Consider the following 12951-nt stretch of genomic DNA (forward strand, 5'->3'; position numbering starts at 1 on the left):
CGCAAAAAAAGTGAGAATCCGGACCGGAAGCCATGCACGCGTCATGTCTTCCGGAATCGGACCGGTGCGTCAGACCTTCTCGCCGGGCGCCTGATCCAGCTCGAAGGCCTTGTGCAGGGCGCGCACGGCAAGTTCCATGTACTTGTCGTCGATGATCACCGAGGTCTTGATTTCGCTGGTGCTGATCATCTGGATGTTGATGCCCTCTTGCGAGAGCGTCTGGAACATCAGGCTGGCGACGCCGACGTGCGAGCGCATGCCGATGCCGACGATCGAGACCTTGGCGACCTTCTCGTCGGTGACGAGCTCTTTGGCGCTCACGGCGGGAATGACTTCGCGCTTGAGCACGTCGACCGTGCGCAGGTACTCGTTGCGGTTGACCGTGAACGAGAAGTCGGTGGTACCGGCCACGGACTGGTTCTGCACGATCATGTCGACATCGATGTTCGCGGCGGCGACGGGGCCCAGGATCGAGTAGGCGATGCCGGGTTTGTCGGGCACGGCCAGCAGGGTGATCTTGGCTTCGTCGCGGCTGAAGGCGATGCCGGAGACAACGGCGGCTTCCATTTTTTCGTCTTCCTCAAAAGTAATCAGCGTGCCCGAAACCATTTCTTCTTCGAGCGGGATAAGCGGGTCGGTCAGCGACGACAGCACACGGGTCGGGACACGGTACTTGCCGGCGAACTCGACGGAGCGGATCTGCAGGACCTTGGAGCCCAGCGATGCCATCTCGAGCATTTCTTCGAACGACACCACGGGCATGCGGCGCGCTTCGGGCACCACGCGCGGATCGGTCGTGTAGACGCCGTCGACATCGGTATAGATCAGGCACTCGTCGGCCTTGATGGCGGCCGCCACGGCCACGGCCGAGGTATCGGAGCCGCCACGGCCGAGGGTCGTGATGTGGCCTTCTTCGTCCACGCCCTGGAAGCCGGTGACGATGACCACGCGGCCGGCGTCGAGATCGGCGCGGATGCGGGCATCATCGATCGAGTTGATGCGGGCCTTGGTGTAGGACGAATCGGTGCGAACCGGCACTTGCCAGCCCGCGTAGCTGCGCGCGGCCACGCCTTCGGCTTGCAGCGCGATGGCCAACAGGCCGCTCGACGCCTGCTCGCCGGTGGCGGCGATCATGTCGAGCTCACGGCCATCGGGCTGGGGCGCGAGCTCGCGCGCCAGGCCCAGAAGGCGGTTGGTTTCGCCCGCCATGGCCGAGGGGACCACGACGACCTGGTGGCCGGCGGCGTGCCACTTCGCGACGCGACGCGCCACATTCTTGATGCGCTCGACCGAGCCCATCGAGGTACCGCCATACTTATGAACGATCAGGGACATCTCGTACTCTGGCTGGAGGCCCGCTTCAGGGTGGGTAGGCGGGCAAAGCGGATGATTTTAACAAGACGGTGAAAATTTGCGCAGCCCATGCGGATTTTTCCGCAAAATTGCGGCCGAATCCGGGGAAAACCGCAGGATTTGCGCGCGTTAATGCCGTTTTCGGCCTTCACATTTCAGCGCGTCGCGGCCTCGCCGCCCGGCTCGATCCAGACCCGCGCGCGATGGCAGCGGATCACATGGCCGTCGTGTGCCACGCGCAGATCGCGGTCGTGACCCAGCTGATGCAGCCCGCGCAACTGCCGCATCAGTTCGGCCAGACGCGCATCGGCCGGTGCGCGCAGCCCCTGCCGATCCAGCCAGAAGCGCAGCACCTGCGCCTGCCGCGGCGGCGACAGCGCCCGCCAGGCCGCCAGACCGAAGCTGCGGCCATCGTCGGCCGGCTCGAGTCCGGCAAAGTCCGTCCGGGCCACCTCGGCGAGGATCCGGGCGGCCTCGTCCATGTGCCGGGCATGGCGCGCCACGATGGCCTGCCAGCCGGGCCAGCGCGCATCCAGCACCGGCGCGAGTTGCGTGCGCACCGCGGCGCGGGTGTAGGCCGGGTCGGCGTTGGTCGGATCCTGCACCGGCTGCCAGCCGGTACGCGCATGAAACGCGGCGGCGGCCTCGAGGATGCGCGCACGATCGATCTCGAGCCAGGGGCGCAGGTACACGATGCCGTCGCGTTCGCGCGTGGGCCGCATGGCGCCCATGCCTTGCAGGCCCGCACCACGCAGCAGGCGCAGCAGCACGGTTTCGGCCTGATCGTTGCGATGGTGGGCCAGCAGCACATGCCCCACGGATTCGGCGCGCGCGAGCGCCGCGAGCGCGTCGTAGCGCGCCTGCCGCGCGGCCGCCTCGATGCCCTTGCCGCTGTCGTCGGCCACCTGCACGCGGGCGCTGCGCACCGGCACGGCCAGCCGTGCGCCGAGCGCCTCGACCTGGACCTGCCACTGGTCGGCCGGCGCCTGCAGCCCATGGTGCACATGCAGCAGCACCAGCGGCCGGCCCAGGCTGGCCGCGGCCACGGCGAGCATGGCCGAATCGGCGCCGCCACTGACCGCCACCGCCACGCGGGCGTCGCGCGGCCAGACCGCGCGCAACGGCGCGGCCAGCGGGGCGATCAGCGGATCATCGAAGACGTCGGACGGCATGGGATCGGCGGGACGAAAAAAAGCCAGGCGCGGGGCCCGGCTCTCGTGCTGCGGCGGGCGTGCCGTTCCGAGCATACCCGGAAGGCCGCGCCTTGAGCGCCTGTCTCAGGCGCGCACTTCCTGGAAGCGGCCGTAGGACATCACGCGGTCGAGACGCTGCTGGATCAGCTGGTCGGGCGTGAGGCCTTGCAGCTGGCGCAACGAATCGCCGAGCGCGCGGCGCAAGAGGCGCGCCATCACGCGCGGGTCGCGGTGCGCGCCGCCGACGGGCTCGTTGACCACGCGGTCGACGAGGTTGAGTTCTTTGAGGCGCGGGGCCACGATCGCCAGCTGCTCGGCGGCCTCGGGGGCCTTGTCGGCGCTGCGCCACAGGATCGACGCGCAGCCTTCGGGCGAGATCACCGAGTAGGTCGCGTATTGCAGCATCAGCACGGCATTGCCCACGGCGATCGCCAGCGCGCCGCCCGAACCACCTTCACCGATGATGGTGACGATGACCGGGACTTTGAGTTCGGCCATGACGAACAGGTTGCGGCCGATGGCTTCGGACTGGCCGCGCTCTTCGGCGCCGATGCCGGGATACGCGCCCGGGGTATCGACGAACGTGAAGACCGGCAGGCCGAACTTCTCGGCCAGGCGCATCAGGCGCAGGGCCTTGCGGTAGCCCTCGGGACGCGGCATGCCGAAATTGCGCGCGGCGCGTTCTTTGGTGTCGCGCCCCTTCTGGTGGCCGATCACCATGCAGGCCTGGCCGTTGAAGCGGGCCAGACCGCCCACGATGGACTGGTCGTCGGCGTACATGCGGTCGCCATGCAGCTCGTGGAAGTCGGTGAAGATCTCACGCACGTAGTCGAGCGTGTAGGGCCGCTGCGGATGGCGCGCCACCAGGGCGGTCTGCCACGGCGTCAGCTTGCCGTAGATTTCCTTGGCCAGTGCCTGGCTCTTCTGCTGCAGACGGCCGATTTCATCGGAGATGTCCACCGCGGAGTCGGCCTGCACGTAGCGCAGCTGCTCGATCTTGTTTTCAAGCTCGGCGAGCGGTTGTTCGAATTCCAGGAAAGTATTGCGCATGAAGTGTGGTTCCGTTGTTGGGCGCGGATCGATGGATCAGTACTGGACCGGGGTAGGTTCCAGACTGCGCCACAGATACCAGGTCGCCACGGTACGCCAGGGCTGCCACGCCAACGAGACCTCACGGGCCTCGAAGCGCGATACCGGCTCGCCGCTGAAATAGTGTAACGAGATTGCCTTGAGCAACCCAAGGTCGTCCAACGGCAGGATGTCCGGCCGCTGCAGATTGAAAATCAAAAACATCTCCGCCGTCCAGCGTCCGATGCCGCGGATCGCGACCAGCTCGGAGATGACGGCCTCGTCGTCCATCGTGGCCCAGCGCTCGGGATGCACCTTGCGCTGGCCGAAATGCTCGGCCAGGTCCTGCACGTATTCGGCCTTGCGCTGCGACAGACCGGCGGCGCGCAGATTGGCCACGCCGGCCTTCAGCACGGTGGCGGGCGTCGGCCGCTTGCCGACGGTGTCGGTGAAGCGGTTCCAGAGCGCCTCGGCGGCCTTGGTGGAGATCTGCTGACCCACGATGGCACGCGCCAGCGTGACAAAGGGCGTGCCGCGCGACGACAGCCAGGTGTCGGCGTGCTGCGGAATGATCTTCTTGAGAATGCGGTCGCGGCGCATCAGGTGCGCCACGGCCTCTTCCCAGTAGTCGGGTTTGACGAGTTCGATGTCGGTGCTGGGCATGTCGGCGGCTCGTCGGTCAGGCACGGCGCCACTGGGTGACACCGCCCGGCTTGTCGTCGAGCTCGACACCGGCCGCGCGCAGCTCGGCCCGGATCGCATCGGCGCGGGCGAAATCGCGCGACTGCTTGGCCTGGGCCCGCTCGGCGATCAGGGCGTCGATGCGCTCCGCATCCAGGGTCTCGGCGGCCCCGCCCTGCTCGATGGCGGCCGCGGAATAGCGCGTGGCCGACTGAAAATACACCGCGGGGTCCTGCTGCAGCAGGCCCATCAGCGCGGCGAGCGCCTTGAGCTGGCCCGCCGCGCGCGCGTCGGCGCCCCGATTGGCCTGGCTCGCGAGTTCGAACAGGGCCGCGATCGCGCCCGAGCTGTTGAAGTCGTCGTCCATGGCGGCCTTGAAGGCCTGCGCCTGGGCGTCGTTCCAGTCGATGCCCTGCGCGTCGGGCGCGACGTTCTGCAGCGTCTGGTAGAGCCGGTCGAGCGCATTCTGCGCGTCGATCAGATTGTCGGGCGTGTAGTTCTGCGGGCTGCGATAGTGATTGCGCACGATGAAGAAACGCAGCATTTCGGCTTCGCGCGGATTGGCGCGATAGCTGGCGTCGGCGTCCGACGGCTGGCCGACCGAGATGGTCTGGCGGATCGTGCGGAAATTGCCGAGCGACTTCGACATCTTGTCGGAGTCGACCATCAGCGGGCCACAGTGCATCCAGACGTTGGCGAGCACGCCACCGAAGGCGCCTTCGGTCTGGGCGATTTCGTTTTCGTGGTGCGGGAATTTCAGGTCGGGGCCGCCGCCGTGGATGTCGAGCGGCAGACCGAGCAGGCTCTTGCTCATCGCCGAGCACTCGATGTGCCAGCCCGGACGGCCCAGGCCGTAGGGCGACTCCCATTTGGTCTCGGGCGGCTCCTCGGCCTTGGCCGATTTCCAGAGCACGAAGTCGAGCGGATCGCGCTTGGCCGAGCCCACCGCCACGCGTTCGCCGGCGCGTAGGTCGTCCAGCGTCTTGCCGGAGAGCTTGCCATAGCCTTCGAAGCCGCGCACGGCGTAGTTCACATCGCCGTCGTCGGCCTGATAGGCCAGGCCGTTCTGTTGCAGCCGGCCGATGATGTCGAGCATCTCGCCGACATACTGCGTGGCGCGCGGCTCGCGGTCGGGCGATTGCACGTTGAGCGCCTGCTCGTCGGCGTGCATGGCGTCGATATAGAACTCGGTGACGTCGCCGATGCGGCGGTTGGTCTCGACCGCGCGCCGGATGATCTTGTCGTCGATGTCGGTGATGTTGCGCACGTAGTCGACCTGATAGCCGCTGGCCCGCAGCCAGCGCTGGATCAGGTCGAACGAGATCAGCATGCGCGCATGCCCGAGGTGGCAGTAGTCATAGACGGTCATGCCGCACACGTACATGCGCACCTGCCCGGCATTCACCGGCTTGAAGGGTTCTTTGGTACGCGACAGTGTGTTGTAGATGTGCAGCATGGCGAGTTCGGAGCTGATCGTGGATACGGCGGAGTCTGGAGACGGAAGGCGTGGTGGCAAGGCCCCACACACTCCCCGGCCGCGGGAGACGCGGCGCGCTGGGCGCTAGTGAAAGGCGCGCAAGCCTGGCGGGCGGCAACAACAGCGTGTGACGCCGACCCCGGCATGCAAGGGCGGCGCAGCCCGCCAGCCGCGCACGGCGCGATCCGCCGTCTGCGCGGCCACGGCGTGTGGCTCAATCCAATGCGATCCCATCATCGTGATCCTGTTGTTGCGTCCCGTACCGATCCGTGGACGACCGCCAGCCTCGCTTGGGCAATAGCTTAGGCAACCGCCCCGGCAACCCGCTTTGGCAACCACCCCGGCTACCGCTTTGGCAACCACCCCGGCAACCGCTTTGGCAACCGACCTGGCAACCGCTTTGGCAACCTTCCGACGCATCCGGGGCTAAAATGGCGGTCGTCAAGTATAACAAGCGGCCCGCCGGCGCGTGCAGTCGGTCTTGCGCCCACCCTTTTTACGGATGCCTTCGTGATCTCCACGCGTCTTTGCATCACCGTGCTTGCCAGTGCCCTGGCGCTGCTGCCCGCGACCGCCAGCCTGGCCCAATCCATGGGCGGCGGCATCGGCGGCGACGGCAACAATAACGTCAACTCCCGCACCAAGCTCGACCCGATCCCGCCCGAAGGCGGCTGGGACGGCCTGGCCCGGCTCCTCGAAGCGGCCAAGCCCGGCGTCGACACGCGCCTCGATCCCTCGCCCTCGCAGATCACCGATCACATCGAAAACCTGCTCGCCCGCGGGCAGAACGAGGCCGCGCTCAAGATGATCGAACAGCGCATCGCCAGCACGCACGACCGCCGTGGCGGCACCGACGTGCAGCTGATGTTCCAGCATGCGCGCGCGCTGCATGCGCTGGGCCGCGACGACGAGGCCATCGCCATCTACACCGAGATGACCACGCGCTTTCCCGAGCTGCCGGAACCATGGAACAATCTGGCGGCCATCCGCGCCGACCGGGGCGATTTCGACCGCGCCCAGGACGCGCTCAACATGTCGCTGCGCGCCGACCCGAATTATGGCGCTGCCCGTGCCAACCTGGCCGATCTGCAGCTCATGATCGCCCTGCGCACGTACCGCCAGGAGGCCGCCCGCGGCGTGCCTGGCATGGCCCAGCGTGCCAAGGAACTCGAGACCCTTCTCAAGGACAAGCAGAGCAAATGAACGCCCGCTATTCCCCTTTCCGACTGCTGCGCCTGACGGCGTGCTCTTTCCTGCTGGCGGCCGCGCTGCCGGCAGGCGCGCTGGCACAATCCGCCAGCACCCCCACCACCAACTCCAAAGGCACTACATCCATGAGCTCCACTCCCCGCGTCAAGCTGCATACCAACCAAGGCGACCTGGTGATCACGCTCGATGCCGAGAAAGCGCCCAAGACCGTCGAAAACTTCCTGGGCTACGTCAAGGACGGCTTCTACAACGGCACCGTGTTCCATCGCGTGATCGACGGCTTCATGATCCAGGGCGGCGGTTTCGAGGCTGGCATGAAGCAGAAGCCCACCAAGAGCCCCATCGAAAACGAAGCCAACAACGGCCTGAAGAACGACAAGTACACGGTCGCCATGGCCCGTACGAGCGACCCGCACTCGGCTACCGCCCAGTTCTTCATCAACGTCGGTGACAACGACTTCCTGAACCACACCGCGCCCACGCCCAACGGCTGGGGCTACGCCGTGTTCGGCAAGGTCACCGAAGGCACCGACGTGGTCGACAAGATCAAGGGTGTGAAGACCGGCAACAACGGTTTCCACCAAAACGTGCCGAAGGAAGACGTGATCATCGAAAAGGCCGAGATCATTGAATAAGCTCGTTCTCCCGGGGCCGGTCTGGCTGGCCTCCGACCTGCATCTGGGGCCGGCCACGCCGGCCACTTCCGAGGCCTTCCGCGCGTTTCTCGACGCGGCGGCCGACGAAGCGGCCGCGCTGCTGCTTCCGGGCGACCTGTTCGACGCATGGATCGGCGACGACGTGGCCGCGGCCGCGCCGCCCTGGCTGGCCGAGGTCCTGCAGGCCCTGGCGCGCACCGCCGCCCGCATTCCGGTCTGGCTGGGCCGCGGCAATCGCGACTTCCTGATGGGTCAGGCCCTCGCCGACCGCGTCGGCGCCAAGCTGCTGCCCGAGCCGGCGCTCTTGCAGACCGACTTCGGCGACATCCTGCTCACGCACGGCGATGAGTTCTGTACCGACGACGTGCCCTACCAGCAGTTCCGCGCGATGGTGCGCGATCCGCGCTGGCAGGCGGAGTTTCTCGGCAAGACCATTCCCGAGCGCCTGGCGCTGGCACAGCAGGCCCGTGGCGAAAGCCAGGCTGCAAACCAGACGAAGTCCATGGAGATCATGGACGTCAATGCCCAGGCCATCGAAACGGCATTCCGCACCAGCGGCGTGTCGGTGATGGTGCACGGCCACACGCACCGGCCCGCGCGCCACGTGCTCGAGGTCGATGGCAAGAAGCGCGAACGCTGGGTGCTGCCCGACTGGGATTGCGACCACGCCAACCCGCCCCGCGGCGGCTGGCTGGTAATCGACCAGGACGGTCTGGTGTTCTACGACCTCGGCGACGAGGACTGACACCTCCCGCAGTACCAACGACAAGGCCACCCGCGAGGGTGGCCTTGTTCATTCGGAGCGGGCGCGTCCGCGGCTGCCGTCAGGGGCGAGACGCGCGGATCAGACCTTGGTCCAGAGCCAGACGGCCACGACCAGGCCCAGCGCGATGCGGTACCAGGCGAAACCGCGATAGGTGTGGTTGGCCACGAAACGCAGCACCGCCCGCACGATGAACAGCGCGCTCAGGAACGACGCGACGAAGCCCATGGCGATGCCGGAGAGCTCCTGCGATGTCAGCAGGTCGTAGTTGCGATACAGGTCGTAGACCGCGGCGCCGAGCATGGTGGGCATCGCGAGAAAGAACGAGAACTCGGTCGCGGTCTTGCGCTGGATGCCGGCGATCATGCCGCCGATGATGGTGGCGCCCGAGCGCGACGTGCCCGGAATCATGGCCAGGCACTGCGCCGCGCCGACGCCGAGCGCCTGCTTCCAGGTGATTTCTTCGAGCGAATGCGCGGTGGCGCGCCGGTCGGATGCGGTGTCATCGGACGCGCCCGGCGCGTCGCCCGGCGTGTGACGCGTGCGCCGCTCGACGTAGAGCATGATCAGGCCGCCCAGGACGAGCGTGACCGCCACGACGCCGGGGTGATAGAACACGGACTTGATCGTCTTGATGAAGATGGCGCCGATCACCGCCGCCGGCAGGAAGGCCAGCAGCAGATTGCGCGTGAACAGGACCTCCTGCCGCACGCCGGTGAGCGTGCCATGGATCAGTTGCCACAGCCGCGCCCGGAAAATCCACATCACGGCGAGAATCGCGCCCAGCTGGATCACCACCTCGAACACCTTGCCGGCACCCGACTCGAAGTTGATCAGGTCGCCCACGAGGATCAGGTGGCCGGTCGACGATACCGGAATGAACTCCGTGAGACCTTCGATGATGCCGAGGAAGAATGCCTTGATGAGATAGAGGGTGCTGTCGGTCATGGATCCGGGTTGTGGTGTCAGTCTTGGTCGGTCGTGTCGGGGTCTTCGGTCGGGCCGAGATAATGGCGTTCGACCCGGACCGAGGCGATCCGGCGGCCATCCATCTGCAGCACTTCGAAGCGGAAGCGGTAATACGGCGTATCGAACACGCAGGCGTCGCCGGGCTTGGGCAGATGCCCGAACCGGCTCAGCAGATAGCCTGCCAGCGTGGAGTAATCCTGCGATTCGTCGATCAGGCCTTCGGTGTCGAGCACCTGCTCGACGTGGCGCAGGTCGGCGGCGCCATCGATCTGCCAGGTGTCGTCACCCACCGGAAGGATATCCGGCAATTCGTCTTCGTCGGGGAATTCGCCCGCGATGGCCTCGAACACATCGATCGGCGTGACCAGGCCTTCGATGGCGCCGAACTCGTCGGCCACCAGCACCAGCTGGCCGCGCGAGCGCTTGAGCGTGTCCATCAGGCGCAGGATGCCGATCGACTCATGCACGATGATGGGGTCGCGCAGGCGGTTGCGCCGGATGTGCCCCTCGGTGATGAGGTCGGCGACCAGATCCTTGGCGCGGCCGATGCCGACCACTTCGTCGAGCGTGCCGCGGCATACCGGAAAGAAACTGTGCGGCGCGCCCATGAGCTGCTGCTTGATGAGCTCGGGATCATCGTCGATGTTGACCCACGACAGATCGGTGCGCGGCGTCATGATGGACCGGATCGAACGCTCGGCCAGCGTCAGCACGCCGCTCACCATATTGCGCTCTTCGACCCCGAAGGCACCCGGCACCGACGGCGTCGTGGCGCTGGGCTCGACGGGCTCTTCGCTCTGCGGGCGCTTGCCCAGCATGCGCAACACCGCCACGGCGGTGCGATCCCGCATGGGACGGCGCGCATCGAGCTTGAGCAGATTGCGCCGCGCCACCTGATTGAGGGCCTCGATCATCACCGAGAAACCGATGGCGGCGTACAGGTAGCCCTTGGGCACGGCAAAGCCGAAGGCCTCGGCCACCAGCGAGAAGCCGATCATCAGCAGGAAACACAGACACAGCACCACCACGGTCGGGTGGGCGTTGACGAAGCGCGTGAGCGGCTTGGAGGCCGCCAGCATGATCCCGATCGCGATCACGACGGCGATCATCATGATGGCGAGGTGGTCCACCATGCCCACGGCCGTGATGACCGAGTCGAGCGAAAACACGGCGTCGAGCACGACGATCTGGGTGACGGTGACCCAGAAGCTCGGGTAGGCGCGCGACGCGCCCTGGCTCTCGGCATGGCCGCCGTCGATGCGCTCGTGCAGCTCGATCGTGCCCTTGAAAAGCAGGAAGAAACCGCCGATACCCAGGATGAGATCGCGGCCCGAAAACGCGAACGGGCCCACGGAGAAGAGCGGCTCGGTCAGGGTGACGAGCCACGACATGACGGAGAGCAGGCCCAGGCGCATGACCAGGGCGAGCGACAGGCCGACGATGCGCGCGCGGTCGCGCTGCGAGGGCGGCAGCTTGTCGGCCAGGATGGCGATGAAGATCAGATTGTCGATCCCGAGCACGATCTCGAGGACGACAAGCGTTAGCAGGCCGACCCACGCAGCGGGGTCCAGCAGCCACTCCATCAGGCGCTCCTGAAGTTACAAGACCGGTAATCGTACATGGAATCCCAGTGACACGCCGGTGACAAACCTTTGCGATTCACGGGCGCGGCGCGCACCGTGCCGCGGGGTGCCGGCCGGCCGAAAAATGAGGCCGCACCATACCCGTGCCAAGCTGACACGGGCATGAACGTGGCCCGACGCAAGCCGTGGCCAGGAGCAAGCGGCGTACCCCGCGCGCCAATGACAAAGCCGGCCGCGAGGGCCGGCTCAGGCATGCCGGGAACGTGCGATCAGGCGGCCGGACGCGGCGTGATCGAGGTCAGCATCTGGGTGAAGACCTTGGGCGTGCCCGCGAGCACATTGCCCGAATCGAGCCAGCCCTGTTCGCCGTCGAAGTCGGAGACCAGGCCACCCGCCTCGAGCACCAGCAGGCTGCCGGCGGCGAGATCCCAGGGCTTGAGCTTGACGCCGCAGAAGCCGTCGAGGCGACCGCTCGCCACGTAGGCCAGGTCGAGCACGGTGGAACCCATGCGGCGCACGCCGGCGCAGCCGTCGGTCATGTCACGGAAGCGATCCGACGTGGGATCCGATGCCGTGGGCCAGTGGGCGCCCAGCAGCGCGTCGTGGTAGCGGATGCGGCCCGAGACGCGCACGCGGCGGTCGTTCAGGAAGGTGCCGCTGCCACGGCTCGCGGTGAAGAGCTCGTTGCGGGCGGTGTCGTACACCACGGCCTGCGTCACCTGGCCACGCTGCGTGAGCGCGATCGAGATGGCGTAGTTGGGGAAGCCGTGGATGAAGTTGGTGGTGCCGTCCAGCGGATCGATGATCCACTGGAACTCGGCCTGATCCGGGCCCTGCAGGCCGAATTCTTCGCCCAGGACCGCGTGATCGGGGTATGCCGTGCGGAGCACTTCGACGATGGCCTCTTCGGAAGCACGGTCGACTTCCGTGACATAATCGCGCGGCCCCTTGCGGGCCACGCTAAGCTTGTCGAGGTCCATGCTGGCACGGTTGATGATGGTGCCGGCACGGCGAGCCGCCTTGATGGCGGTGTTGAGCATCGGATGCATAGAATTCCGTACGAATGCGGTGGTGGCTGTGCCCCGCATGTCCCCCCTGTCGGCTTGGCGACAAAGCAGGCTGCGCAGGGCGTGGCGGCTCGGCAAAATCAACCCGAAACCAGGAATGCACGTAAGCCAAACGGGCTATTTTAAATGACTCAAGGATTTTCACGCGTAAGGTTCGTCATGGTCCAGCCCAGCCACCCCGGCAACGTGGGTTCGGCGGCCCGGGCGATCAAGACCATGGGCTTTGCGGAATTGGTGCTGGTCGAGCCCAAATTGCCCGACATGACGGCCCATCCCGAGGCCATCGCGCTGGCCAGCGGCGCCAGCGACGTGCTCGAACAGGCGCGTATCTACGACACCCTCGAAGAAGCCCTGGCGCCGGTCACGCTGGCCTTCGCGCTCACGGCGCGCGTGCGCGATCTGGGCCCCCCGCCGTGCGACATCCGCGAGGCCGCGACCCTGGCGCGGGCCCACCTGGACGAGACGGCCGGCGGCGTGGTCGCCATCGTGCTGGGCACCGAGCGGGCCGGCCTGACCAACGCCCAGATCGGGCTCTGTCACCGTATTTGTCATATCCCGGCCAATCCGGAGTACAGCTCGCTGAACGTGGCGCAGGCGCTACAGTTGGCCGCCTGGGAGGTCCGTTACGCGCTGCTGGCGGCGGCCGGCGCACCGTTGCTGCCGCCCTCGCCCGCCCACCAGCCCGACCCGGGCGCGGAGCCGGCCAGCGGCGCCGCGGTGCAGGCCCTGCTCGCCCACTGGGAGCAGGCGCTGGTCGCGGTGGAGTTCCTGGACCCGTCCCATCCCAAGAAGCTGGTGCCGCGCATGCGCCACCTGTTCGGCAAGAGCGCGCTCACGCGCGACGAGGTCGATATGCTGCGCGGTGTCTGCACCGCGATGATCGGCATCGCGAAGCGCGCCGGCCCGCGCTGAAGGCGCGCACGGCCAAACAA

Annotated in this window: 12 protein-coding genes; 4 read left to right on the plus strand and 8 right to left on the minus strand. The window is 66.9% G+C overall.

Translation table 11 applies throughout. The features are described 5' to 3' along the window. Positions 1–69 precede the first annotated feature (69 nt). From CAL25_RS17645 to cysS, 5 genes are all read right to left on the minus strand, one after another. Positions 70–1335, minus strand: coding sequence for an aspartate kinase (locus CAL25_RS17645; protein ID WP_094802360.1), 1266 nt, complete (start codon positions 1333–1335; stop codon positions 70–72). A 173-nt stretch (positions 1336–1508) separates the two neighbouring features. Beyond that, entirely contained in the window at positions 1509–2525 is a 1017-nt protein-coding gene (gene tilS, locus CAL25_RS17650; RefSeq protein ID WP_094803241.1) for a tRNA lysidine(34) synthetase TilS, read from the minus strand. A gap of 105 nt (positions 2526–2630) precedes the next feature. After that, positions 2631–3596: an acetyl-CoA carboxylase carboxyltransferase subunit alpha gene (locus CAL25_RS17655; RefSeq protein WP_094802362.1), complete on the minus strand. Its 966-nt coding sequence runs from the start codon at positions 3594–3596 to the stop codon at positions 2631–2633. A gap of 36 nt (positions 3597–3632) precedes the next feature. Beyond that, positions 3633–4277: a DNA-3-methyladenine glycosylase family protein gene (locus tag CAL25_RS17660; RefSeq protein ID WP_094802364.1), complete on the minus strand. Its 645-nt coding sequence runs from the start codon at positions 4275–4277 to the stop codon at positions 3633–3635. Positions 4278–4293: 16 nt separating this feature from the next. Beyond that, a complete protein-coding gene (gene cysS, locus CAL25_RS17665) occupies positions 4294–5751 on the minus strand; it encodes a cysteine--tRNA ligase (RefSeq protein ID WP_094802366.1) in 1458 nt (485 codons plus the stop codon). A gap of 612 nt (positions 5752–6363) precedes the next feature. Between cysS and CAL25_RS17670 the strand changes: the two genes are divergently transcribed. From CAL25_RS17670 to CAL25_RS17680, 3 genes are read left to right on the plus strand one after another with little or no spacing between them, the layout of a single operon-like run. Then, positions 6364–6975: a tetratricopeptide repeat protein gene (locus CAL25_RS17670; RefSeq protein WP_249279171.1), complete on the plus strand. Its 612-nt coding sequence runs from the start codon at positions 6364–6366 to the stop codon at positions 6973–6975. After that, positions 6972–7616, plus strand: a complete 645-nt coding sequence (locus CAL25_RS17675; protein ID WP_094802368.1) for a peptidylprolyl isomerase — start codon at positions 6972–6974, stop codon at positions 7614–7616. The genes CAL25_RS17670 and CAL25_RS17675 overlap by 4 nt, the downstream gene beginning before the upstream one ends. Beyond that, positions 7609–8382, plus strand: a complete 774-nt coding sequence (locus CAL25_RS17680) for a UDP-2,3-diacylglucosamine diphosphatase (protein ID WP_094802370.1) — start codon at positions 7609–7611, stop codon at positions 8380–8382. Before CAL25_RS17675 ends, CAL25_RS17680 begins: the two co-directional genes overlap by 8 nt. Before the next feature lie 99 nt (positions 8383–8481). On the opposite strand, the gene CAL25_RS17685 is transcribed toward CAL25_RS17680, so the two are convergent. The 3 genes from CAL25_RS17685 to CAL25_RS17695 form a co-directional block, all read right to left on the minus strand. Then, the gene (locus CAL25_RS17685; protein WP_094802372.1) at positions 8482–9348 is read right to left on the minus strand and encodes an undecaprenyl-diphosphate phosphatase; all 867 of its coding nucleotides are present in this window, start codon (positions 9346–9348) and stop codon (positions 8482–8484) included. Between the two features lie 17 nt (positions 9349–9365). Next, entirely contained in the window at positions 9366–10952 is a 1587-nt protein-coding gene (locus tag CAL25_RS17690; RefSeq protein WP_094802374.1) for a TerC family protein, read from the minus strand. A gap of 269 nt (positions 10953–11221) precedes the next feature. Further along, positions 11222–12001 (minus strand): inositol monophosphatase family protein, encoded by a 780-nt coding sequence (locus CAL25_RS17695; protein WP_094802376.1) that lies wholly within the window; start codon positions 11999–12001, stop codon positions 11222–11224. Positions 12002–12145: 144 nt separating this feature from the next. Here CAL25_RS17695 and CAL25_RS17700 point away from each other — a divergent pair, with 144 nt between their 5' ends. Beyond that, complete coding sequence (locus CAL25_RS17700; RefSeq protein WP_094802378.1) at positions 12146–12931, plus strand: RNA methyltransferase; 786 nt, start codon at positions 12146–12148, stop codon at positions 12929–12931. Positions 12932–12951 lie beyond the last annotated feature (20 nt).

Source organism: Bordetella genomosp. 5, from assembly GCF_002261315.1.
In the GTDB taxonomy this organism is placed as follows: Bacteria; Pseudomonadota; Gammaproteobacteria; order Burkholderiales; family Burkholderiaceae_B; genus Bordetella.